The 22,193-nt window shown below is 68.6% G+C and carries 22 protein-coding genes; all 22 read left to right on the top strand.

What is annotated here, in order from left to right; translation table 11 throughout:
• Nucleotides 1-103 precede the first annotated feature (103 nt).
• The 22 genes from KAK06_RS07680 to KAK06_RS07575 all read left to right on the top strand — a co-directional run bounded on the left by KAK06_RS07680 (nt 104) and on the right by KAK06_RS07575 (nt 22,028).
• Nucleotides 104-877 carry a GntR family transcriptional regulator gene (locus KAK06_RS07680; RefSeq protein WP_210801354.1) on the top strand — a complete coding sequence of 258 codons (774 nt, stop codon included), beginning with the start codon at nt 104-106 and terminating at the stop codon, nt 875-877.
• Between the two features lie 165 nt (nt 878-1,042).
• Nucleotides 1,043-1,474, top strand: coding sequence for a succinate dehydrogenase, cytochrome b556 subunit (sdhC, locus tag KAK06_RS07675; protein ID WP_210801353.1), 432 nt, complete (start codon nt 1,043-1,045; stop codon nt 1,472-1,474).
• Nucleotides 1,475-1,494: 20 nt separating this feature from the next.
• Nucleotides 1,495-1,857 (top strand): succinate dehydrogenase, hydrophobic membrane anchor protein, encoded by a 363-nt coding sequence (gene sdhD, locus KAK06_RS07670; RefSeq protein WP_210801352.1) that lies wholly within the window; start codon nt 1,495-1,497, stop codon nt 1,855-1,857.
• Nucleotides 1,858-1,888: 31 nt separating this feature from the next.
• Nucleotides 1,889-3,655, top strand: a complete 1,767-nt coding sequence (gene sdhA / locus KAK06_RS07665) for a succinate dehydrogenase flavoprotein subunit (RefSeq protein ID WP_210801351.1) — start codon at nt 1,889-1,891, stop codon at nt 3,653-3,655.
• A gap of 24 nt (nt 3,656-3,679) precedes the next feature.
• Nucleotides 3,680-4,387 carry a succinate dehydrogenase iron-sulfur subunit gene (locus KAK06_RS07660; protein WP_210801350.1) on the top strand — a complete coding sequence of 236 codons (708 nt, stop codon included), beginning with the start codon at nt 3,680-3,682 and terminating at the stop codon, nt 4,385-4,387.
• A gap of 40 nt (nt 4,388-4,427) precedes the next feature.
• Entirely contained in the window at nt 4,428-4,697 is a 270-nt protein-coding gene (locus KAK06_RS07655) for an FAD assembly factor SdhE (RefSeq protein ID WP_210801513.1), read from the top strand.
• A gap of 28 nt (nt 4,698-4,725) precedes the next feature.
• A complete protein-coding gene (gltA, locus tag KAK06_RS07650; protein ID WP_210801349.1) occupies nt 4,726-6,036 on the top strand; it encodes a citrate synthase in 1,311 nt (436 codons plus the stop codon).
• Between the two features lie 210 nt (nt 6,037-6,246).
• The gene (locus KAK06_RS07645; RefSeq protein ID WP_210801348.1) at nt 6,247-7,188 is read left to right on the top strand and encodes an agglutinin biogenesis protein MshI; all 942 of its coding nucleotides are present in this window, start codon (nt 6,247-6,249) and stop codon (nt 7,186-7,188) included.
• Nucleotides 7,185-7,817 (top strand): PilN domain-containing protein, encoded by a 633-nt coding sequence (locus KAK06_RS24535; protein WP_210801347.1) that lies wholly within the window; start codon nt 7,185-7,187, stop codon nt 7,815-7,817. The genes KAK06_RS07645 and KAK06_RS24535 overlap by 4 nt, the downstream gene beginning before the upstream one ends.
• The gene (locus KAK06_RS07635; RefSeq protein WP_210801346.1) at nt 7,814-8,542 is read left to right on the top strand and encodes a type II secretion system protein M; all 729 of its coding nucleotides are present in this window, start codon (nt 7,814-7,816) and stop codon (nt 8,540-8,542) included. Before KAK06_RS24535 ends, KAK06_RS07635 begins: the two co-directional genes overlap by 4 nt.
• Before the next feature lies 1 nt (nt 8,543).
• Nucleotides 8,544-9,563 (top strand): hypothetical protein, encoded by a 1,020-nt coding sequence (locus KAK06_RS07630; protein ID WP_210801345.1) that lies wholly within the window; start codon nt 8,544-8,546, stop codon nt 9,561-9,563.
• Complete coding sequence (gene mshL, locus KAK06_RS07625; RefSeq protein ID WP_210801344.1) at nt 9,560-11,146, top strand: pilus (MSHA type) biogenesis protein MshL; 1,587 nt, start codon at nt 9,560-9,562, stop codon at nt 11,144-11,146. Before KAK06_RS07630 ends, mshL begins: the two co-directional genes overlap by 4 nt.
• Before the next feature lie 15 nt (nt 11,147-11,161).
• Nucleotides 11,162-12,874, top strand: a complete 1,713-nt coding sequence (locus KAK06_RS07620; protein ID WP_210801343.1) for a GspE/PulE family protein — start codon at nt 11,162-11,164, stop codon at nt 12,872-12,874.
• Between the two features lies 1 nt (nt 12,875).
• Nucleotides 12,876-14,108, top strand: coding sequence for a type II secretion system F family protein (locus tag KAK06_RS07615; RefSeq protein ID WP_210801342.1), 1,233 nt, complete (start codon nt 12,876-12,878; stop codon nt 14,106-14,108).
• Nucleotides 14,105-14,608: a type II secretion system protein gene (locus KAK06_RS07610; RefSeq protein WP_210801341.1), complete on the top strand. Its 504-nt coding sequence runs from the start codon at nt 14,105-14,107 to the stop codon at nt 14,606-14,608. The genes KAK06_RS07615 and KAK06_RS07610 overlap by 4 nt, the downstream gene beginning before the upstream one ends.
• 26 nt (nt 14,609-14,634) lie before the next feature.
• On the top strand, nt 14,635-15,039 hold the full coding sequence (locus tag KAK06_RS24530) for a type II secretion system protein (RefSeq protein WP_210801340.1): 405 nt from the start codon (nt 14,635-14,637) through the stop codon (nt 15,037-15,039).
• A gap of 33 nt (nt 15,040-15,072) precedes the next feature.
• Nucleotides 15,073-15,471 carry a type II secretion system protein gene (locus KAK06_RS24525; RefSeq protein ID WP_210801339.1) on the top strand — a complete coding sequence of 133 codons (399 nt, stop codon included), beginning with the start codon at nt 15,073-15,075 and terminating at the stop codon, nt 15,469-15,471.
• A gap of 133 nt (nt 15,472-15,604) precedes the next feature.
• Nucleotides 15,605-19,777, top strand: a complete 4,173-nt coding sequence (locus KAK06_RS07595) for an NIDO-like domain-containing protein (protein WP_210801338.1) — start codon at nt 15,605-15,607, stop codon at nt 19,775-19,777.
• On the top strand, nt 19,777-20,241 hold the full coding sequence (locus KAK06_RS24520; protein ID WP_210801337.1) for a type II secretion system protein: 465 nt from the start codon (nt 19,777-19,779) through the stop codon (nt 20,239-20,241). The genes KAK06_RS07595 and KAK06_RS24520 overlap by 1 nt, the downstream gene beginning before the upstream one ends.
• Nucleotides 20,225-20,689, top strand: coding sequence for a prepilin-type N-terminal cleavage/methylation domain-containing protein (locus KAK06_RS07585; RefSeq protein ID WP_210801336.1), 465 nt, complete (start codon nt 20,225-20,227; stop codon nt 20,687-20,689). The genes KAK06_RS24520 and KAK06_RS07585 overlap by 17 nt, the downstream gene beginning before the upstream one ends.
• Nucleotides 20,686-21,570 (top strand): type II secretion system protein, encoded by an 885-nt coding sequence (locus KAK06_RS07580; protein WP_210801335.1) that lies wholly within the window; start codon nt 20,686-20,688, stop codon nt 21,568-21,570. Before KAK06_RS07585 ends, KAK06_RS07580 begins: the two co-directional genes overlap by 4 nt.
• The gene (locus KAK06_RS07575; protein ID WP_210801334.1) at nt 21,567-22,028 is read left to right on the top strand and encodes an MSHA biogenesis protein MshP; all 462 of its coding nucleotides are present in this window, start codon (nt 21,567-21,569) and stop codon (nt 22,026-22,028) included. Before KAK06_RS07580 ends, KAK06_RS07575 begins: the two co-directional genes overlap by 4 nt.
• The last annotated feature ends 165 nt before the right edge of the window (nt 22,029-22,193 follow it).

Here is a 22,193-nt window from a genome sequence, read left to right as displayed (position 1 = left end):
TAGGGGGGAACCCTGGGTGCGTCAAGATTCATATGTCTTATATAAGACATCAGTTGGTTATTCATGGACGCCCGGGGGGCGCCTGTGCTGCAATCGCCGCCCTATGTCCGCGCAACTGCCTGCCGATCCGCCCGACGCCGACGTCCTGCCGGTGGCTGAAGGTCCTGCCTTCAGCCCGCTGTACCAGCAGATCAAGGCCTTGCTGGTGCGCAGCCTGCAAGATGGCGAGTGGAAGCCCGCCGAGGCGATCCCCAGCGAGACCGACCTGGCCCAGCGCTACAAGGTCAGCCAGGGCACGGTGCGCAAGGCGATCGACGAGCTGGCGGCCGAGAACCTGGTGGTGCGCCGCCAGGGCAAGGGCACCTTCGTGGCCACCCATGCTGAAGAGAACATCCAGTACCGCTTCCTGCGCCTGACGCCCGATGACGGCCCGTCCACTGGCATGGCGCGGCGCTTTCTGGACTGCAGGCGCATGCGCGCACCGGCCGAGGTGGCCAAGGCCCTGGCGCTCAAGCCGGGCGACAGCGCGGTGCTGGTGCGCCGCACGCTCAGCCGCGATGACCATCCGGTGGTGCTCGACGAGATCTGGCTGCCTGCCGGCCCGTTCAAGGGCCTGAGCGCCGAGCGCCTGTCGCAGTACGCCGGCCCGATGTACGGTCTCTTCGAGACCGAATTCGGCGTGCGCATGATCCGCGCCGAGGAAAAGATCCGCGCCGTGGCCGCCGATGCCGCGACGGCCGAGCTGCTGGAAGTGCCGGTCGGCACGCCGCTGCTGAGCGTCGAGCGCCTGGCCCACACTTATGGCGACCGGCCGGTGGAGCTGCGCCGCGGCCTGTACAACACCGCGGCCCACTTCTACCGCAATGAGCTCAACTGAGTCGCGCCATGCCTGTGCGTGTCCGCAATCGCGACGCTGGCAAGGCCACTGAAAGCTTGCTGCAGTGCAATAGAATCTTCGGGTTTCACCGTGGGAACACAGTGAACCGGTAGCCCCCTCCCGACTCCGATCCTTTCCAGAGCGACCACAACAAGGACACCCCTCATGGCCGACACGCTCAAGCAACGCCCGGAGTTCCGCAACATCAATGCGTTGACGGACCTTCGCAACTACCGGCTCCCGCCGGCGGGCATCGTCTCCATCCTGCACCGTATCAGCGGCATGGTCATGTTCCTGCTGCTGCCGCTGGTGATCTGGCTGTTCGACACCAGCGTCACCTCCGAGGTGAGCTTCGACACTTTTCGCAGTGCCTTCGAGGCCGGCCTGGGTCCTGTCCCCGGCGTGCTGGTCAAGCTGGTCGTGCTGGGCCTGATCTGGGCCTACCTGCACCACTTCACGGCCGGCGTGCGACACCTGCTGATGGACGCCACCCACAGCGTCAGCAAGGAGCAGGGCAAGAGCTCGGCCATCATCACGCTGGCCGTGAGCCTGCTGCTGACCGCCGCGCTGGGCGCCAAGCTTTTCGGCCTGTACTGAGCCAACAAGGACAACACGACATGGCAATCGAACACGGTTCCAAGCGGCTGGTCGTCGGCGCCAGCTACGGCCTGCGCGACTGGCTGGCCCAGCGCATCACCGCGCTGCTGATGGCGCTCTTCACCGTCGTCCTGCTGGTGCAGGTGCTGATGCCCGGTGAGATGGGCTACGACAAGTGGGCCGGCATCTTTGCCGCCCAGTGGATGAAGTTCCTGACCTTCTCGGTCATCGTCGCGCTGGCCTGGCATGCCTGGGTGGGCGTGCGCGACATCTGGATGGACTACGTCAAGCCGGTGGGCATCCGCCTGGCGCTGCACGTCTTCACCATCGTCTGGCTGGTCGGCTGCGCCGGCTGGGCCATCCAAGTGCTGTGGCGCCTCTGAGCACGCGCACCCGACTGAGAAGAGACACACCATGACTCAAGTTTCCAAGCGCAAGTTCGACGTCGTCATCGTCGGCGCCGGTGGCTCCGGCATGCGCGCTTCGCTGCAACTGTCGCTGGCCGGCCTCAACGTGGCCGTGCTGTCCAAGGTCTTCCCCACCCGCTCGCACACCGTGGCGGCGCAGGGCGGCATCGGTGCCTCGCTGGGCAACATGTCGGAAGACAACTGGCACTACCACTTCTTCGACACCGTCAAGGGCTCCGACTGGCTCGGCGACCAGGACGCGATCGAGTTCATGTGCCGTGAAGCACCCAAGGTCGTTTACGAGCTTGAGCACTTCGGCATGCCGTTCGACCGCAACCCCGACGGCACGATCTACCAGCGCCCCTTCGGCGGCCACACCGCCAACTACGGCGAGAAGCCGGTGCAGCGCGCCTGCGCCGCCGCCGACCGCACCGGCCACGCGCTGCTGCACACGCTGTACCAGCAGAACGTCAAGGCCCGCACCAACTTCTTCGTCGAGTGGATGGCCCTCGACCTGATCCGTGACGCCGATGGCGACGTGGTCGGCGTCACCGCGCTGGAAATGGAAACCGGCGACATCCACATCCTGGAAGCCAAGACCGTGCTGCTGGCCACCGGCGGTGCCGGCCGCATCTTCGCCGCCTCGACCAACGCCTTCATCAACACCGGCGACGGCCTGGGCATGGCCGCGCGTGCCGGCCTGCCGCTGCAGGACATGGAGTTCTGGCAGTTCCACCCCACCGGCGTGGCCGGCGCGGGCGTGCTGCTGACCGAAGGCTGCCGCGGCGAAGGCGCGATCCTGCGCAACGCCAACGGCGAGCGCTTCATGGAGCGCTACGCGCCCACGCTCAAGGACCTGGCGCCGCGCGACTTCGTCTCGCGCTCAATGGACCAGGAAATCAAGGAAGGTCGCGGCTGCGGTCCCAACAAGGACTACGTGCTGCTCGACATGACCCACCTGGGCGCCGAGACCATCCTCAAGCGCCTGCCCTCGGTGTTCGAGATCGGCCACAACTTCGCCAACGTCGACATCACCAAGGAGCCGATCCCGGTGGTGCCGACCATCCACTACCAGATGGGTGGCATCCCGACCAACGTCAACGGCCAGGTCGTGGTCCCGAAGAACGGCGACCCGCGCTCGGTGGTGAACGGCCTGTACGCGGTGGGCGAATGCTCCTGCGTGTCGGTGCACGGCGCCAACCGCCTGGGCACCAACTCGCTGCTCGACCTGGTGGTCTTCGGCCGCGCCGCTGGCAACCACATCGTGGCCAGCGCGCTCAAGCAGAAGAACCACAAGCCGCTGCCGGCCGATGCGGCCGACGCCACGCTGGCCCGTCTGGCCCGCCTGGACAGCGCCAAGAACGGCGAGTACGCCCAGGACGTGGCCAACGACATCCGCTCGACGATGCAGAAGCACGCTGGTGTGTTCCGCACCCAGAAGTCGATGGACGAGGGCGTCACCGCCATTGCCGCGGTGGCCGAGCGCGTCAAGGCCATCGGCCTGAAGGACAACTCCAAGGTCTTCAACACCGCGCGCATCGAGGCGCTGGAAGTCGACAACCTGATCGAGGCTGCCAAGGCCACGATGATCTCGGCCGCCGCGCGTCCCGAAAGCCGTGGCGCCCACGCCCACGACGACTACCCGACCCGCGATGACGCGAACTGGATGAAGCACACGCTGTGGTACTCCGAAGGCAATCGCCTGGACTACAAGCCGGTGAACCTGCAGCCGCTGACCGTCGAATCCGTGCCGCCCAAGGCCCGTACCTTCTGATCGCCACGAGAGGACAAGCACATCATGGCTGACAAGCGCACGTTTCAGATTTATCGCTACGACCCGGACAAGGACGCCAAGCCCTACATGCAGACCATCGAGATCGAACTCGATGGCAATGAGCGCATGCTGCTGGACGCCCTGGTCAAGCTCAAGGCCGTCGACCCCACGCTGAGCTTCCGCCGCTCCTGCCGCGAAGGCGTCTGCGGTTCGGACGCCATGAACATCAACGGCAAGAACGGCCTGGCCTGCCTGACCAACATGCGCACGCTGCCGCAGACCGTGGTGCTGCGTCCGCTGCCGGGCCTGCCGGTCATCCGCGACCTGATCGTGGACATGACCCAGTTCTTCAAGCAGTACCACTCGATCAAGCCCTACCTGGTCAACGACACGCTGCCGCCCGAGAAAGAGCGCCTGCAGTCGCCCGAGCAGCGCGAGGAGCTCGACGGCCTGTACGAGTGCATCCTGTGCGCCAGCTGCTCCACCAGCTGCCCCAGCTTCTGGTGGAACCCGGACAAGTTCGTCGGCCCGGCCGGTCTGCTGCAGGCCTACCGCTTCATCGCCGACAGCCGCGACCAGGACACCAGCGCCCGCCTCGACAACCTCGAGGACCCGTACCGCCTGTTCCGCTGCCACACCATCATGAATTGCGTCGACGTCTGCCCCAAGGGGCTGAACCCGACCAAGGCGATTGGCAAGATCAAGGAGCTGATGGTCCGCCGCGCCGTCTGACGGCACGCCTGACCACGGTCAAGTTCGAGCAAGCATGGGCATGGACACTGCACCACTGACCCCCACCGACATCAGTCGCCTCAAGTGGCGGTGTCGGCGCGGCCTGCTCGAGAACGACCTGTTCGTGGAGCGCTTCTTCCGCCGCTACGAGAGCACACTCACGCTGCGGCAGGTGGAAGGCCTCCAGACCCTGATGGACCTGGCCGATAACGACCTGCTCGACCTCCTGCTGGCACGCAAGGAGCCGACGGGCGAACTGGACCGACCTGAGGTGCAGGATGTTCTGGTGCAGCTGCGCCAGCCCGGTTGACGCACGATTTGTTTGAAAGGACCCGACGATGACCCCGTCCGACGTGAAAGCCACCCTGTCGTTCTCCGATGGCAGCCCCAGCATGGACCTGCCGATCTACAAGGGCACCATCGGGCCCGACGTGATCGACATCCGCAAGCTCTACGGCCAGACCGGCAAGTTCACCTATGACCCGGGCTTCCTGAGCACCGCGTCGTGCAACTCGACGATCACCTACATCGACGGCGACAAGGGCGAGCTGCTGTACCGCGGCTACCCGATCGAGCAGCTCGCGGTGAACTGCGACTACCTCGACACCTGCTACCTGCTGCTCTACGGAGAGCTGCCCAACACCGAGCAGCGCGGCACGTTCCACTCGCGTGTGATCAACCACACGATGGTCAACGAGCAGATGCAGTTCTTCCTGCGTGGCTTCCGCCGTGATGCCCACCCGATGGCCGTGCTGACCGGCCTGGTGGGCGCGCTGTCGGCCTTCTACCACGACAGCACCGACATCAATAACCCCGAGCACCGCGAGATTGCGGCGATCCGCCTGATCGCCAAGATGCCCACGCTGGTGGCCATGGCCTACAAGTACACCGTCGGCCAGCCCTACATCTACCCGAAGAACGATCTGTCCTACGCCGGCAACTTCATGCGCATGATGTTTGCCACCCCGTGCGAGGAGTACAAGGTCAACCCGGTCATCGAGCGCGCGCTCGACCGCATCTTCATCCTGCACGCCGACCACGAGCAGAACGCCTCCACCTCCACGGTCCGCCTGTGCGGTTCGTCGGGCACCAACCCGTTCGCCGCCATCGCGGCCGGCGTGGCCTGCCTGTGGGGCCCGTCGCACGGCGGCGCCAACGAGGCCTGCCTGAACATGCTGGGCGACATCCAGAAGATGGGTGGCGTGGCCAAGGTCGGCGAGTTCATGAGCCAGGTGAAGGACAAGAACTCCGGCGTCAAGCTGATGGGCTTCGGTCACCGTGTGTACAAGAACTACGACCCGCGTGCCAAGCTGATGCGCGAGACCTGCCACGAGGTCCTGGGCGAACTCGGCCTGCACAACGACCCGCTGTTCAAGCTGGCCATGGAGCTGGAAAAGATCGCGCTGGAAGACGACTACTTCGTCGCCCGCAAGCTCTACCCGAACGTCGACTTCTACTCGGGCATCGTGCAGCGCGCCATCGGCATCCCGGTCTCGCTGTTCACCGCCATCTTCGCGCTGGCCCGCACAGTGGGCTGGATCGCCCAGCTCAACGAGATGATCGCCGACCCCGAGTACAAGATCGGCCGTCCGCGCCAGCTGTTCGTCGGCGCCGAGAAGCGCGACGTCAAGCCGCTGGCTGAGCGCTGATCGACTGACCGGGCGCGCTGGCGTCGGGTCCACGCGGGCCGCCCACCTGGGCGGCCCTTTTTCATGGGCGAGTCGGTGCACAAAGCGGCTGGGGCGTGCGTTGTGTCACACCATCAGTCCCGGTAAGGCCTTGATTCCGGTCGCTTTTCGGCCGACAGCGCAGCGCCCGGGCCCGGCACGATGGGGGTATCTCATTCATGGGGATTCCCTGTGCCGACCACGCCTGCCGTCCGCGACACCGACCAATGGGTCGGTCTGGCGCTGACCGACGCCGACTACGCCCTGGCCGAAGTGCGCCAGATGGCGGGTGAGCGCCCGCGTGTGTTGCGCATGGCGACCGGCCCCCGGCCGCAGAGCTGGAGCCACTGGCAGGCCCTGCGCCGGCGCCATGAACTGGGCGCCGTCCCGGTGGTGTTGGTGCTGCCTGTGGCCGCCTACCGACTGCTGGGCGCCGACGCTCCCGAGCTGCCCCGCGCCGACTGGCCTGATGCGATGCGTTGGCGCATCAAGGATGCGGTGGATTTTCCGGTGGAGGACGCTGCCATCGACGTGCTGGCCGTGCCGCCAGCCGACCCGTCGGCACCGGTGCGCAGCGCCTGGGTGGCCGCGGCGCCAGCCGCCACGATCAAGCCGCTGGCCGAAGACTGCCAGACCGCCCGTGTGCCGCTGGAGGCGATCGACATTGTCGAGACCGCGTTGCGCAATCTGTGCGCGCTGGATGGCGACGCCGATCGTGCCCGTGCCCTGCTGTGGGTCGGCCCGCAGCAGGCCATCCTGGTGGTGACGTTGCGTGGCGAGCTGCTGCTGTCCCGCCGCATCGACATCACAGCCGACCTGCTGGCACATGACGATGCCGGCCTGCGCCAGCAGGCGGCGGACCGCCTGGCGCTGGAACTGCAGCGCACGCTGGACCTGTGCGAGCGCCAGTTCAGCCACGCCAATGTGGCCGGCCTGGCGCTGCTGCCCGGGCCGGCCGCCCAGAGCCTGTGTGACGAGCTGGGTCAGGTGTTGTATGTGCCGGTGAGCCTGATGCCACTGGACGAGCGCCTGGACCTCAGCAGCGTGACCGGCCAGGCACTGCCTGAGCTGCTGGCGCGCCATCTGGTGGCGCTGGGCGCCGCGCTGCGTCAGACGACGGAGGCCCCGGCGTGAGCCGCCAGCAGATCAATCTGTACCGTGGGGCCCTGAGGCCCCAGCGCGTCGGTGTCGGTCTGGATCGGGCGCTGTGGATCTGGGCAGGCACCGTGCTGGTGCTGCTGTCGCTCAGCGCTTGGCTGGCCTGGATGCAGCGCCACCAGCACCAGGCACAGGCCGATACGCTGCGCAGCAGCCAGGCAGCACAGATCCAGGCCTTGAAGTCCGAGCTGGAACAGCGCCGCCGCGGCGTCGACGCCGAGCTCTCGCGCGTGCGTGCGATCGAGCAGGCCATGGCCAAGGTGCAGGCCAGTCTGCGCGGCTCGGCCGACGCCGCGTCGGCGCCGGCCTACTCCGCCTTTTTCGAGGCTCTGGCCAACCAGGCGCACGGCGCCTTGTGGATCACCGGCTTCAGCGTGTCGCCCGACGGCCAGTCGCTGGAGCTGCGCGGTCGGGCATTGGACGCCTCGGCGGTGCCCGACTACCTGGCCCGCCTGAATGCCGAACCGGTGTTCCGCGGGCGCCAGTTCGCTCAGCTGAGCGTGAACACCGTGGGCAATGAGGCCGGCGCCGATGCCGGGGCGGTGCTGACCGAGTTCGTGCTGCGCAGCGGCCTGCCCGGTACCGAGCCCAAGGAGGCACGATGAACCGACGCACCGAGGCCTTGCGCCAGGCCCTTGCCGAGGCCCGGGACCGCTGGCCCGAGCTGACCCGCCGTTTCGATGCGCGCAGCCCGCGCGAACGCTGGGCGCTGATCGCCTGCGGCGTGGCGCTGCTGTGGGCGCTGGCCGACACCCTGTTCCTGGGGCGCCAGCTGCAGCAGTGGCAACGCCAGAGCGCCGAGCAGCGCAGCCAGGCCGTGCAGCGCCAGGCGGCCGATGCCGAGGCCCAGGCGCTGGCACGCGAGATCCGCCAGCTCGCCGAGACCCAGCAGCAGCAGATCGACGCCGCGCGCCGGCATGCCGCAGCCGTCCAGCAAAGCCTGTTGGGCGGACCCAATGGCCTGGTCAGCGCGCAGCAGATGCTGCCGCTGCTGCAGCAGATGCTGCGCCAGCAGGCCTGCGGCGGCGCCACCACCTGCGCTGGCCGGCTGCGGGTGCGCAGCGTGAAGTCACTGTCGGCGGCCGCGTTGGCCACCTCTGCGGCGGCCTCAGGGGCCGGCGGCGAGCTGCCCGGTCTGTGGAAGCAGGGCGTGGAGATCGTGCTGGAGGGCAGCTTCGTCGACCTGGCGACCTATGTGCAGGGCCTGGAACAGCTGCCGCAACGCCTCTTGCCAGGCGGCATGAACTTCGTCGTCGAGCGCCATCCGCGCGCCTCGCTGACCCTGCGGCTCTACACGCTGAGCCTGGACAAGAACTGGATGGAGATCTGACATGACCCGTCGATCCTGCGTCCCCCGCGCCGCCACCCTGGCGGTCGTGCTCGGTCTGGTCCCCGGCCTGTGCTGCGCGGGCATGACCGACCCCACCCGGCCGCTGGGTGGCCTGGCCAGTGGCGACGCCGCCGCCGTGGCGCCTGGCAGTGTCCGAGGCCCTGTGCCCGCGGCGGCCCCGGCAGCCCCGCCGGCCGAGCCGCAGCTGCAGTCCCTGCAATTGCCGCGGGACGGCGTGGCCAGTGCGCTGGTCGACGGCCAGCTGCTGCGTGCCGGCCAGCGCTGGAACGCCTTCGAGATCGTGGCCATTGACGCGCAAGGCGTGCTGGCCAAGGGCCCCGGCGGACCGCAGCGCTGGACCCTGGTTGGCGTGCAGTACCTGGACCCCAAGGCCCGTGCGCGCCTGCCGGCGCCGGTGCCTGCTGCGCCGGTGGCTGCCGCGGTGGCCAGTGCCGTGAGCCTGGCGCCCACCAGCCGTGCTGCGCCGACACCGACCACCAGCCTGCACACGGCGCAGTGGCAGTACACACCCGTCACCTCCAGCGCCCCAGCGCTGCCGCCGGTGACCCGCCTGAGCTGGGCCGATCTGGTCGCGCCCGCCCCGCGGACATCGCCCCCGAAGAAAACGGCAGCGACTGCCGTGCCACGCCCCGTGGCCGCGCAGCGTGTGCCCACAGCCCAGGTGCCAGCCATGCTCGTGGCAGCCGGACCATCGCGGCCGGCACTGTCCCAGGCCCTGGCCAAGGCCCCATCGGGCGAGACGGCGCGCTGGCGCGGCCTGCGTTTCGAGTGGCCGGCCCAGGCGAGCGCGCCAAGCCTGGCGCTCACGCACACATCGGTCCTGCGGCGCACCAAGCAGCGGTCACCCCGCCCGGCGCCTGCGCGGGTCTGGGCCCACCAGACACCGATCCCGCACCACGCGCCGTCCTACGCGCTGCGCTCGCCGCTGACGCGGACCCCGACCCGCCACGCGGGTCCGCACCTGGTGGGCGTGGTCGCCCTGAACAAGGAGACGCCATGATCATCCGCCCCCTCCTGCTGGCCGCCAGCCTGGCGTGCGCCGGCCTGGCCAGCGCCGCGCCGCTGCCCGGGTCCGCACCGGCGGCCATTGCCGACGCGGCCGAGGGGCCGCGCTTCGACGTGGCGATGAACAATGCCCCGGCCTCGGCCGTGTTCGCGCAGCTGGCGGTCAACAGCCGCTTCAACATGCTGGTCTCGCCCGATGTGACCGGCAGCGTGTCGCTGACGCTCAAGGACACCACGCTGATGGAGGCGTTGGCGGCCCTGCGAGACCTCTACGGCTACGAATTCAAGGTCCAGGGCAACCGCATCACCGTCTACTCGAACACCGTGCAGACGCGGCTGTTCCGCATCAACTACCTGCCCGGTCGGCGCCAGGGCGCCTCTGACATCCGAGTCTCGTCCAGCTCCATCACCCAGGCCGGCACCAGTGGTGGCAGCGCGGCCACCAGCGGCGGCGCAAGCAGCACCGGCAGCACTGTCGGCGGTCGGGCGGAAGACTCGGCCCATGTCCGCACCACCTCGGACGCCGATTTCTGGCGCGAGGTGCAGAGCTCACTCAATGCGCTGGTCGGCACCGCCGCCGATCGCCGCGTGGTGCTCAACCCGGCCGCCGGCGTGGTGGTCGTGCGGGCCTCGCCGGCCGAGCTGCGCCAGGTCGAGCAGTACCTGGGTGCGGTGCAGATCAACATCGAGCGCCAGGTGATGATCGAGGCCAAGATCGTCGATGTCGTGCTGGACCAGGAATCGCAGCAGGGCATCAACTGGAGCAGCTTCGGCAAGTTCCTGGGCAAGGGCAAGCTCAGTGTGGGCATGCTGCAGCCCGGTGCCACGATCGGCAACACCGGTGATCTGGTCGACGGCAGCGGCAACCTGGCCACGCCGGGCAGCGCGATGGTGGCCAACGCACTGGGCGGCGGCATGTACGGCATCGCCTTCCAGGCCGGCACCTTTGCCGCCATGCTGAACTTCCTGCAGACGCAGGGCGACGTGCAGGTGCTGTCCAGCCCGCGCATTGCCACGCTGAACAACCAGAAGGCGGTGCTCAAGGTGGGCACCGACGAGCTCTATGTCACCGGCGTGGCCAGCACCAGCACCAGCACCGCCACCAGCTCCAGCAGCACGCCCACGGTGACGCTGCAGCCCTTCTTCTCGGGCATCGCGCTGGACGTGACGCCGCAGATCGACGAGCGCGGCAATGTGATGCTGCATGTGCACCCCAGCATCAGCGTGGTCAGCGAGCGGCAGAAGAACGTCGACCTGGGCTCACTGGGCAGCTACAAGCTGCCGCTGGCGACCAGCGCCGTCAACGAGACCGACTCGATCGTGCGCGTGGCCGACGGCCAGATCGTCGCCATCGGCGGCCTGATGACGCAGAGCCAGACGCTGGACAAGTCGGGCCTGCCGGTGCTGGGCGACATGCCCCTGGTGGGCAAGCTGTTCAGCCAGAAGAACGCGGTGAGCCGCAAGCGCGAGCTGGTGATCCTGATGAAGCCCACGGTGATCCAGGACGGCCGCTGGCCCGAATCGGCCGAGGACGCCCGCGCCCGCCAGGTCAGCCAGCTTGAGGCCCCGGCTCGCTGAGCCACCGGTTGAGCGATGGCCCGTCCTGAACGCGTCCGCCTGGGTGACCTCCTGATCAAGGAGGGCCTGCTCGCGCCCGAACAACTCGAGCGCGCGCTGGAAGAGCAGCGCCGCACCGGTCGCAAGCTCGGCCGCACCTTTGTCGACAATGGCTGGGTCACCGAGGAACAGGTGGCGCGCCTGATCGCGCGCCAGCTGGGCATGCCCTTCGTCGAGCTGCAGCCGCAGTCGCTGCGTCCCGAGCTGATCAAGCTGCTGCCCGAGGTGCAGGCGCGCCGCCTGCGTGCGGTGGTGCTGTCCGAAGAGGGGGCATCGCTGCGCGTGGGCATGGCCGACCCCACCGACATCGGCGCCTACGACGAACTGGGCCGCCTGCTGCGCCGCCCGATCGAGGTCTCGGTGGTCACCGAGGGCGCGTTCCTGGCCGCCATCGAGCGCAGCTACCAGCGCAGCGACGAGATCGCTGGCCTGGCGCGCGAGCTGACCAGCGAGCTGGGCGCCGCCGACACCCGCCTGGCCGACGTGCTGGGCCTGGGCAACCTGGGCGCCGAGGACGCGCCGGTGGTGCGCCTGCTGACCAGCGTCTTCGAGGAGGCGCTGCGCGTGCGCGCCTCAGACATCCACATCGAGCCGCAGGAGCGGCAGCTGCGCATCCGCTTTCGCATCGACGGCCTGCTGCGCGTGCAGACCGAGACCGACGCCAAGATCGCCGGCGCGGTGGCGCTGCGCCTGAAGCTGATGAGCGGCCTGGACATCTCCGAAAAGCGCCTGCCGCAGGACGGCCGCTTCGCCGTCAAGCTGGCCGGTGGCACGGTGGACGTGCGCATCTCCACCTTGCCCACGCAGCATGGCGAATCGGTGGTGATGCGCCTGCTGAACCAGAATGCCGGCCTGCTGGAGCTGGACCGCCTGCACATGCCCGAGCGCGTGCTGGCTGCGCTGCGCCGCGCGATCGCCCGGCCCAGCGGCATGGTGCTGGTCACCGGCCCCACCGGCTCGGGCAAGACCACCACGCTGTACGCCGCGCTGAACCAGCTCAACAGCACCGACCGCAAGATCCTCACCGCTGAAGATCCGGTGGAGTACCGCCTGCCTGGCCTGAACCAGGTGCAGGTGCAGGAGAAGATCGACCTCAGCTTCGAGCGCGTGCTGCGCGCCGCGTTGCGCCAGGACCCGGACGTGGTGCTGATCGGCGAAATGCGCGATCAGGAAACCGCCGAGATCGGCATGCGCGCGGCCATCACCGGCCACCTGGTGCTGTCCACGCTGCACACCAACGATGCGCTGTCCACGCCGGTGCGCCTGCTCGACATGGGCGTGCCACGCTACATGGTGGCGCTGTCGCTGCAGATGGTGCTGGCGCAGCGCCTGGTGCGGGTGATCTGTCCCTCGTGCAAGGCACCCGCCGAGCCCACGCCGGCAGAGGCGCAGTTCATCGAGTCCGAGCTGGGCGACCGTGCGGCTGACACCCCGTTCTGGCGCGGGCGTGGCTGCGCGCTGTGCAACCACACCGGCTACAGCGGCCGCACCGGCATCTACGAGTTCGTCGAGATGACCCAGGAGCTGGTCGAGGCGCTGAACCACGGTGAGGCCCAGGCCTTCACCCAGGCCGCGCGCCGCCAGATGGGCGGCCACACGCTGCGCCGTGACGCGGTGCGCCTGGCCATCGATGGCCGCAGCACGCTGGAAGAGGCGATGCGCGCCACCAACCAGGTGGATGAAGGCTGAGATGGCCGAGTTCGCTTACACCGGCCATGGTCCCGGCGGTGCCGTCTCCGGCACGCTGGAGGCGCCCAGCGCCGGCGCGGTGGCCGAGCAACTGCAGTCGCGAGGCATCACGCCGCTGCGCATCCAGGCCGCCGTGGCGGCACGCAGCCCAGCGCTGCCGCTCCGCCTGCGCCTGCCGGCCTGGCGCCAGCCGCGCGTGGCCACGGTGGACCTGCTGCTGTTTTCGCGCCAGCTCAATACCCTGCTGCGGGCCGGCGTGCCCATCCTGCGCGCGCTGGGCGGGCTGATCGAATCGGCCGCCAATCCGGCGATGCGCGCCACGCTGGCCGCGGTGCGCCAGACGCTGGAGTCCGGCCGCGAACTGTCGCAGGCGCTGGCCTCGCACCCCGCGGTGTTCGACGCCTTCTACATCGCGATGGTTCGCGTGGGCGAGGCCACCGGGCGCCTGGACGAGGTCTTCCTGCGGCTGTTCAAGCACCTGGAGTTCGAGCAGTTCATGCGCCAGCAGGTGCGCTCGGCGCTGCGCTACCCCAGCTTCGTGATCGCCGCGATGGTGGTGGCGGTGGGGGTGATCAACCTCTTCGTGATCCCGGCCTTCGACCAGGTGTTCCGCAACTTTGGTGCCGAGTTGCCGTGGATGACCCGCGTGCTGATGGCCACCTCGGCCTTCACCGTGCAGTTCGGCTGGCTGCTGGCGCTGGGCGCCGTGGCTGGCTTCGTGGGCTTTCGGCGCTGGGCAGCGACGCCCGCCGGCCGCCTGATCTGGGACCGCACCAAGCTGCGCCTGCCGGTGGCCGGCAAGATCGTTCACAAGGCGACGCTGTCGCGCTTTGCCCGCAGCTTTGCCCTGTCATTGCGCTCTGGCGTGCCGGTGGCGCAGGCGCTGGCGGTGGTCTCGCAGACGGTGGACAACCGCTGGATTGGCCAGCGCGTGGAAGGTATCCGCGACAGCGTCGAGCGCGGCGAGACCATTCTGCGCGCGGCCGCACTGGCCGGCATCTTCACGCCGGTGGTGCTGCAGATGATCGCGGTGGGCGAGGAGACTGGCGCGGTCGACGAGCTGATGGACGAGGTGGCCGACCTGTATGCGCGCGACGTCGAGTACGAGCTCAAGACCTTGTCGCAGCAGATCGAGCCGATCCTGATCGTCTTCCTGGGCATCCTGGTGCTGATCCTGGCGCTGGGTGTCTTCCTGCCGGTCTGGGACCTGGGCCGCGCGGCCTTCAAGAAATGAAGCCGCTGCGTCGAACCCACCGCGCGCCGGGCTTCAGCCTGCTGGAGCTGGCCGTGGTCATCGTGATCATCGCCTCGCTGCTGGCGGTGGCGCTGCCGCGCTACCGCGATGCCCAGCGCTACGCGCGCACCGCCACGCTGGACAACATGGCGCTGCTGATGATCCAGGCCGTCGATCAGTTCCACTGGCAATGCCTGGCCGCCCAGGCCCGTGATCGGCGCGAGGACTGCCGTGAGGTGCGCGTCGGCCTGTGGCTGGTGCGCGGCGAGACGGGCTACCCGCAGGCCGGGCTGGACGGCATTGGCCGGCTGGTCGGCCTGGTGCCCGGCGAGCCCGCGGCCGATCAATTCCGAGTGGAGAGCGTCCGGCTGCATGGACAGGCCGGGCTCAAGGTGTCGCTGCGACATGCCGAAAACGGGACGTGCGAGCTGGTCTATCTCGCCCCCGCCGGCGTGGGGCAGCGGCCGGAGATCACCGTCCTGCAGTCCACCTGTTCCTGACCCACCCCGCCTCGAAGGAGATTCCGATGAGATCCACCAAAGGCTTCACGTTGATCGAGCTGATCGTCGTGATCGTCATCCTGGGCATCCTGGCCGCCACGGCCCTGCCCAAGTTCATGGACTTGCGCGGCGACGCCTACGCATCCGCCGCGCAAGGCGTGGCTGGCGCCGGTGCCGCGGCCATGAACCTGAACTACAGCGGCTGCATGCTGACCAACAACACCGTGACCGCCAACAAGTGCGTCAAGGTGGACAACTGCTCCGACGTGGCCAGCCTGCTGCAGGCCGGCCTGCCCAGCGGCTACAGCGTGGCGGCGTCGGGCACCGACCTGGGCACCACCAATGGCGCCACGGGCGACTGCAATGTGTTCTACACCGGCTACCAGGCCGGTGCGCTGGCGAGCTTCAAGGGCGTCGCCGCCGGCAATTGAGTCCCACCGCCCTGCCTGCGCAAGGAGCATGCGATGAAATCCACCCTGCAACGCGGCTTCACGCTGATCGAACTGATCGTCGTGATCGTCATCCTCGGCATCCTGGCGGCCGCCGCCCTGCCCAAGTTCATGGACCTGCGTGACGACGCCTACGACGGCACGGCCGCCGGTGTGGCCGGCGCCGCCGCCGCGGCCATGAACAACAACTACGCCGGCTGCATGTTGACCAACAACGCAGTCACCGCGGACAAGTGCGTCAAGGTCGACGAGTGCTCGGATGTCTCGGGCCTGCTGCAAGGCGGTCTGCCCAGCGGTTACAGCGTGGCCGCATCGGGCTCCGAACCCGGCACGACCAACGGCACCACGGCCGATTGCACCGTCAGCGTGAGCAACAGCAGCGCCAGCTTCAAGGGCATCGCCGCCGGCAACTGATCCGTCCTTCGGGGGCGGCAGCGCAGAAGGGCCAGGCTGAGCCGGTCCCGCCATCGCGGTGGGGTCGGTTCAGCCTGGCCTTTGGGCGTCTTTTCAGCGGTTTGGCGGCGCGGCCGCTTCGCAGAATCGACGCATGTCGAAGTTCGTGCGACTGCTGCTGCATGCCTGGCTCGCCGTCCTGGCGCTGGCCAGCGCACCTGCGTGGTCGGCCACGTACACGGCGGCCAGCTCGACCTACAGCTGGGACACGGTCTCGACCAGCGCTGGCGTGGTGGGTGACGATGTCGCCTCGGCCGCGATCAACCTGCCGTTCACGGTCACCGTGGGCGGTGTCTCGCTGACCAAGGTCTACGTGTCGTCCAACGGGCTGGTGGCCTTCAGCGCGGCCAACACCGCCTATGCCAACACCGCGCTGCCCTCTGGCACCGCGCCGCTGCTGCTGCCGTACTGGGACGACCTGCGCACCGATGTGCTTGGGGCCTCGGTCACCTACGGCACGCTGGGCACCGCGCCGAACCGGCGCTTCGTGATCAGCTGGAACAGCGTGTCGCCCTACAACAACCTGTTGCTGCGGCTGACCTTCCAGGTGGCGATCTACGAGTACGGCAACGTCGAGTTCCGCTATGGCTCGATGGGCGATTCCGGCAGCAGCGCCACCATCGGTGTGCAGCTCAGTGGCACCGATGTCGCCCAGTGGGGTCTGAACAACAACGGCAAAGCCAATTCCTTCAGTGCGGTGACCTTCACGGCGGGTGAGGGCAGCGCGCCGGGTGGCGTCAGTGGCCATGTCTGGTGGGGTCGGGCGGGCACGATCGGCCTGGCAGACGGTGCGGCCATCGGCACCTGGCTCAACAGCGCCAGCTTCGCACGCAACCTGAACGGCAGCACCACGGCGCCGGTCTACCGCAACACCAACGCGCGCAACATCAATTTCAATCCGACGGTGGAGTTCACCAGCACCACCGCCACCGCGGCCGGGGCGCAGTACTTCACCGGGCCCAGTTTCCTGGGAACCGCCACCTGGACCAAGGCTCACTATGTGGCGGTGGGCTATGCCTCGTCCAGCAACGAGTACAACTGGCTGTTCTTTGAGGACACCGCGACACCAGCGGGTTACGTGGATGGCCGTCTGTCGGTTCATTTTCCGTGGAGTCCCCACGTCTATTGGGACGCCGGCAACTGCTGCACCACCAATCGGATGTTCTACACGTCGTCGAAGTTGGTGGACGCGCCGTCGATTTACCTGTTTTCGCTGGATGTCACCTCGACCGGCGCCCCGGGCAGCGGCAAGCAGGGCATCCGCCAGGATGGTGCCGCGGTCATTGCAGCCGGCGACGGCACCTTGAACAATCAGATCGCCTTCACCGGCAACAACGGCGCGTTCCGCGTGGGCTGGCCCGGCTGGGACGGCACCTTCCAGGGCTACCTGGCCGAAGGCATGCTGTTCCTGGGCACGACGATGACGCCCACACTGGCCAGCCAGCTGGAGAGCTACCTGGCGATCAAGTACGGCGTCACGCTGGGCGGCAACGGTGCCGGCAGCACCAGCTACCTGCACAGCGGCGGCGGCACGACCTGGGCGGCCGGCAGCGGCCACCACCACAACGTGGTCGGCGTGGGTCGCGACGACACCAGCAGGCTGGACCAGCGCATCTCGCGCTCGTCCAACAGCGGCCACCAGATCACGCTCACCACCAGCGCCAGCATCCCGGCCACCAGCAGCACGATCGCACCCACCACCGGCACCGCCTTCTCGGCTGACCGCTCCTTCGTGATCGCTGGCGACAACAACGGCACCGTTGAGACCACGGTGTCGATCGGCAGCGGCACGCTGGCGGGGCGGGCCCGCAGCGGCCGGCTGTGGCGCCTGCAGACCACGGGCACCGTGCCCACGCAGTTGACGGTGTGCATTCCGGACGCGCTGATCCCGGCCGGCTTCCTGACAGGCACGCTGAGCGACCTGCAACTCAACCTGGCCAGCGACAGCGGGCTGAGCACCAACGTGGCGTCGGTGGTGATGGCCGCCGCCAACTGTCCGGGCACGGGTGTTGGCGTGACCACCTCGGTGGCGGGCCGCTCGGCCACGCTGTCTGCGGCACAGCTGAGCGCGGTGGGCGGCAGCGGCTACTTCAGCGTCACGCGGCGCCAGCTGGACCACATCGAGGTGACCACCGATGCCACCAGCTCGGTCACCTGTCAGCCCACCACCTACACCATCCGCGCCTGTGCCGATGCGGCCTGCTCGGGCTACTACGTGGGGGGGCTGAGCGGCAACCTGGCGATCACCGGCACCGGTGTAACGGTGACCTATCCGTCAGGTGCCGCCTGGAGCATTGCCGCCGGTTCGTCGACCACCACGATTCAAGCGCAGGTCACATCCACCACCACCGCCACCATCGGCCTGACGGGCCTGTCGGTCACGCCCGGCAATGCCAAGCCGGTGTTTTGCGGGCTCGGCGTGGCCGCCACATCGACCAGCAGCTGCAGCTTCACGCCGGCCAGCAGCGGCTTTCTGTTCGATGTGCCCTCGCACCGCTCGGGCGAGTCGCAGACGGTCTCGATCACCGCGGTCAAGAACAGCGGCGGCAGCTGCGGCGCGGCGTTCAGCGGCAGCAAGAGCGTGACGCTCAAGTGCAGCTACCAGAATCCCAGCACCGGTACCAAGCCCGTGCTGGTCAACCTGGCCGCCCTCAACGCCACGGGCAATTACGGCGGGGCCTGCGACGGCAGCGGCAAGTCCTTCAGTTTGAGCTTCAACACCAGTGGCGTGGCCAACGTCAGCGTGCAGTACCGCGATGTCGGCCAGATGGTGCTGTCGGCCAGCTATGTGGGCAGTGGTGCCGATGCCGGCCTCACGCTCAACGGCAGCGACAGTTTCGTCGCAGCGCCCTACGACTACACCTTCAGTGGCTACCCGACCAGCGTCAAGGCCGGTGATCCGTTCTCGGTGACCGTGACAGCGGTCAACGCGCTGGGGGTGGCGACGCCGAACTACGGCCTCGAGAGCACGCCGCTGAAGCCCGCGATCAGCTTCTACCGCGCCAAGCCCGGCGGCAGCGGCGCGGTGGATGGCAGCTTCACGGTCGGCAACGCCGGCAGCGCCAGCGGCGGCAGCATCACGTTCAGCGGCAATGCCTGGAGCGAGGTGGGCCGGCTGGAGGCCACGGCCCGGCTGGCCAGCAGCAACTACCTGGGCAGCGGCCTCTCGGTGGCCGGGACCACCGGCGCCTGGACCTACTGCGCGCACGAACGCAGCGACTGCACCATCCCGTCGGGCATGACGGCCACTGTGCGCTACATCTCGCGCGGCAAGTTCTACCATGCGCACGGGTTGAGCGGCACCGTGGCGTGCAACAACACGGTCTTCGGTGATCCGGACTACGGCTACGAGAAAGACTGCTACTACGCCATTCAGACCGGCAGCCAGACCACCGATGCCGGCAGTATCGGCGTCATTCCGCACCACCTGGATGTGCAGACCAGCGCCGCCTGTGGCAGCTTCAGCTACGCTGGCCAGCCCTTCGGTGTGACGGTGACGGCACGCAACGCCACCAGCGCCGTCACGCTCAACTACGACGGCAGCGTGGCCACCAGCCCCAACCAGGCCCAGGCGATCGGCTTCAGCGAGACCAGCGGCAACACCACCGGCAGCTTGAGCGGTGCACTGGCGGCCAGCGCCTTCAGTGCAGGCATTGGCAGCGGCACCGGGCCGGTGTTCAGCTTCAGCAACAAGCTCACTGCCGAACAGTCCATCGGTCTGCGCGCGGTCGACGCCAACGGCGTCAGCTCGCTGGGCTACACCGAGGGCAGCATGACCTTGCGCAGCGGGCGGCTGGTGGTGTCCAACGCCTTCGGTACCGACAAGTCCAGCCTGCAGTTGCCGCTGCAGGTGCAGGCATGGAGCGGCCGCAGCTGGGTGCTCAACAGCGATGACAGCTGCACCAGCCTCCCGACCAGCGCCGTGGTGCGGCCCAGTGCCGTCAACCACAACGGCACCGCGGCCAGCTGGACCAGCGCGGTCAGCGCGGTGACGCTGTCGGCCGGGCAGGGCAGCATCACGCTGGCACCGCCCAGCCCCTCGGGCACGGGCAGCGTCGACGTGGCAGTGAACCTGGGCAGCGGCACGGCCGCTGACCAGAGCTGCCTGACCAGCCACGCCAGTTCGGCTGGCGCCGGCCTGGCGTGGCTGCGTTCGCGCAACGGCTCGTGTGCCGCCACCTGGGACCGCGATCCGTCAGCGCGCGCGACCTTTGGCGTCTATGCACCCGAAACGCGCAAGCAGATCCACCTGCGGGAGCTGTTCTGATGCGCCGCGTCCGGGGCTTTACGCTGGTCGAGCTGGTGGTGGTGATCATTCTGCTGGGCGTGCTGGCGGCGGTGGCCTTGCCGCGGCTGGAGGCGGCCAGCGGTCTGCGCGCCGATGCCTACCGCGACAGTGTCGTGGCCGGACTGCGGCTGGCGCAGTCCACCGCACTGAGTCACCGGCGCTTGGTCTGCGTGGCCTTCAGCAGCGGCTCGATGACGCTGCGCATCGCGGCAGCCAACCCGGCCAGCAGCTGCAGCGCCGACCTGAGCGGCCCCGACGGCGCAGCCGCCTGGGCGTCGCCGCCCAGCGGCACATCGATGGTCGGCTCGCCGTCGACCACGCTGTACTTCCTGTCCGATGGCTCGGTCTCGTCCAGCGCCACTGGCAGCGCGACCGACTTCACGCTGACACCCACTGGCCTGTCGGCGATCACCGTGCGGGGGACCAATGGCGTGGTCCGCTGAACGCCGCCAGCGTGGCATGACACTGATCGAGATGGTCATCGCGATGGTGGTGATCGCGATCGGCCTGGCCGGCGTGATGCTGGCCTTCAGCACGGTGGGCGCGGGATCGGCCGATCCGGTGATCGAGCGGCAGTTGCAGGCGGTGGCCGAGGAGATGATGGAAGAGATCAGCCTCAAGCCCTTTGCCGCAGCGTCCAACACACCGTCGGCGGTGTGCGCACGCAACACCTTCAACGACGTCGCCGACTACCACGGCTTCAACAGCAGCGGCCAGGTCTGCACGATCGACGGCACGCCGATTCCGGCGCTGGCCGGCTACTCGGTGCAGGTTAGCGTGGTCAACGGCACGCTGGCCGGGGTGAGCGGCGCGCTGAAGATCAGTGTCACCGTCAGCCGCGGCGGCCTGTCACTGACGCTGGTGGGCTGGCGCACGGACTACGCCTCATGACGCACCACGCCACGCCCCAGTCAGGCTTCACGCTGGTGGAGCTGGTGATGGTCATCGCCGTCACCGGCGTGCTGGCGGCGGCACTCGTGGTCTTCGTGCTGCCCGCCATGGGCCTGTACCTGGCCAGCCGTGACCGCGGCGAGCTGCTGCATGAGGCCGATGCCGCCCTGGCCTTGATGGTGCGTGATGTGCGCCGAGCGGTGCCGAACTCGGTGCGCATCGTTGGCGACCAGTGCATCGAGCTGGTGCCCGCCCATGGCGGTGGCCGCTACCGCGCCGGGCCGGATACCGAGAACGACAGCGGCCCCTCGTGTTCGCCGGCAGCCGACTGTTCGGCCTGGGTGGACACCAGTGCCGCGACCACGGTGTTCGATGTGCTGGGGGCCAGCGGCAACGCCGCTGCGGTGGGCGACTATGTGGTGATCAACAACCAGAACACCAACGACGTCTATGCCGGCAGCAACCGCGCGCTGGTCACCGCGGTGTCCACCCCGGCGGCCAGTTTCGGCACGCAGCGGGTGAGCATCGGCGCGCTGCAGGTCTCGCCCGGCTATGACGGCGGCCGCTTCCTGCTGGTGCCGGCCAGCCGGCAGGCGGTGTTCTTCAGCTGCAGCGGCGCCGACGGCACGCTGGACAGCGAAGGCAACGGCAAGGGCACGCTGCGGCTGTCGCAGGCCTATGGCTTCAACGCGGCAGCGCCCAGCAGTTGCCCCAGCGGCGGCGCGGTGCTGGCCGAGCGCGTGCGCAGCTGCCACTTCGTCTACGACCCGAACCAGGGGGCGACGCAGCAGAGTGGTTTTGTCTGGCTGGACATTGAGCTCGCCCGCGGCGGCGAGACCGCCCACCTGAGCATGGGTGCGCATGTGAGCAACGTGCCATGAGGCTGCGCCGTTCGCCGCAATCCGTGCAACACGGCTTCGGCGCCATCGCCGCAGTGGTGGTGCTGGTGCTGCTGGCGGCGCTGGCGGCCGCGGTGGTGCGGCTGGGCAGCGCGCAGCAGTTGTCGTCCGCCCAGGGCGTATCGGTGGCGCGCGCCAACGTGGCCGCCAGCGCGGGCCTGGAGTGGGGCGCCTGGCAGGCCCTGAAGGGCAGCTGGACCGCCTGCAGCAACGCCAGCCAGACGCTGGACCTGAGCGCCGACGCCGGGGTGTGGGTCACCGTGCGTTGCAACGCCACGGCCTACAACGAAGGCGAAAGCGCCCCTGGCGCGGTCCATGTGGTGCGCAGCATCACGATCACCGCCACTGCCTGCAATTCGGCGGCCGGTTGTCCGGACGACAGTCGTGCCGTCGGGCCGGGCTACGTGGAGCGGGTCCGGCAGGCTGTCCTGGTCGATTAGCCTCCCTTGGGGCGCGTGTTGCGGCGCTTGTTCGGGAAAGCCCGGATGCCTGGATCGATCGCGCGGCCGCCGCGCTAATGCGCGCTAACGCGATCAGGCCGCAGAATCGGGGTTGACACGCCAGTGTGGTGTGGCGCCGGGCCTCTGCGGCGGCCACTGGCGCAG

This window comes from Ideonella aquatica (genome assembly GCF_018069755.1).
Taxonomy (GTDB): Bacteria; Pseudomonadota; Gammaproteobacteria; order Burkholderiales; family Burkholderiaceae_C; genus Ideonella; species Ideonella aquatica.
This window is presented reverse-complemented; position numbering and strand designations above follow the sequence as displayed.

Bases quoted from the DNA above. Each gene is read 5' to 3' on its own strand.
- KAK06_RS07660 (WP_210801350.1), top strand. From the start codon at position 3,680: ATGGCTGACAAGCGCACGTTTCAGATTTATCGCTACGACCCGGACAAG.
- KAK06_RS07610 (WP_210801341.1), top strand. From the start codon at position 14,105: ATGAAGCCGCTGCGTCGAACCCACCGCGCGCCGGGCTTCAGCCTGCTG.
- mshL (WP_210801344.1), top strand. From the start codon at position 9,560: ATGATCATCCGCCCCCTCCTGCTGGCCGCCAGCCTGGCGTGCGCCGGC.
- sdhD (WP_210801352.1), top strand. From the start codon at position 1,495: ATGGCAATCGAACACGGTTCCAAGCGGCTGGTCGTCGGCGCCAGCTAC.
- KAK06_RS24520 (WP_210801337.1), top strand. From the start codon at position 19,777: ATGCGCCGCGTCCGGGGCTTTACGCTGGTCGAGCTGGTGGTGGTGATC.
- KAK06_RS07630 (WP_210801345.1), top strand. From the start codon at position 8,544: ATGACCCGTCGATCCTGCGTCCCCCGCGCCGCCACCCTGGCGGTCGTG.
- KAK06_RS07635 (WP_210801346.1), top strand. From the start codon at position 7,814: ATGAACCGACGCACCGAGGCCTTGCGCCAGGCCCTTGCCGAGGCCCGG.
- KAK06_RS07655 (WP_210801513.1), top strand. From the start codon at position 4,428: ATGGACACTGCACCACTGACCCCCACCGACATCAGTCGCCTCAAGTGG.
- sdhA (WP_210801351.1), top strand. From the start codon at position 1,889: ATGACTCAAGTTTCCAAGCGCAAGTTCGACGTCGTCATCGTCGGCGCC.
- KAK06_RS07585 (WP_210801336.1), top strand. From the start codon at position 20,225: ATGGCGTGGTCCGCTGAACGCCGCCAGCGTGGCATGACACTGATCGAG.
- KAK06_RS24525 (WP_210801339.1), top strand. From the start codon at position 15,073: ATGAAATCCACCCTGCAACGCGGCTTCACGCTGATCGAACTGATCGTC.
- KAK06_RS07680 (WP_210801354.1), top strand. From the start codon at position 104: ATGTCCGCGCAACTGCCTGCCGATCCGCCCGACGCCGACGTCCTGCCG.
- KAK06_RS07575 (WP_210801334.1), top strand. From the start codon at position 21,567: ATGAGGCTGCGCCGTTCGCCGCAATCCGTGCAACACGGCTTCGGCGCC.
- KAK06_RS07615 (WP_210801342.1), top strand. From the start codon at position 12,876: ATGGCCGAGTTCGCTTACACCGGCCATGGTCCCGGCGGTGCCGTCTCC.
- gltA (WP_210801349.1), top strand. From the start codon at position 4,726: ATGACCCCGTCCGACGTGAAAGCCACCCTGTCGTTCTCCGATGGCAGC.
- KAK06_RS24530 (WP_210801340.1), top strand. From the start codon at position 14,635: ATGAGATCCACCAAAGGCTTCACGTTGATCGAGCTGATCGTCGTGATC.
- sdhC (WP_210801353.1), top strand. From the start codon at position 1,043: ATGGCCGACACGCTCAAGCAACGCCCGGAGTTCCGCAACATCAATGCG.
- KAK06_RS07620 (WP_210801343.1), top strand. From the start codon at position 11,162: ATGGCCCGTCCTGAACGCGTCCGCCTGGGTGACCTCCTGATCAAGGAG.
- KAK06_RS07580 (WP_210801335.1), top strand. From the start codon at position 20,686: ATGACGCACCACGCCACGCCCCAGTCAGGCTTCACGCTGGTGGAGCTG.
- KAK06_RS07595 (WP_210801338.1), top strand. From the start codon at position 15,605: ATGTCGAAGTTCGTGCGACTGCTGCTGCATGCCTGGCTCGCCGTCCTG.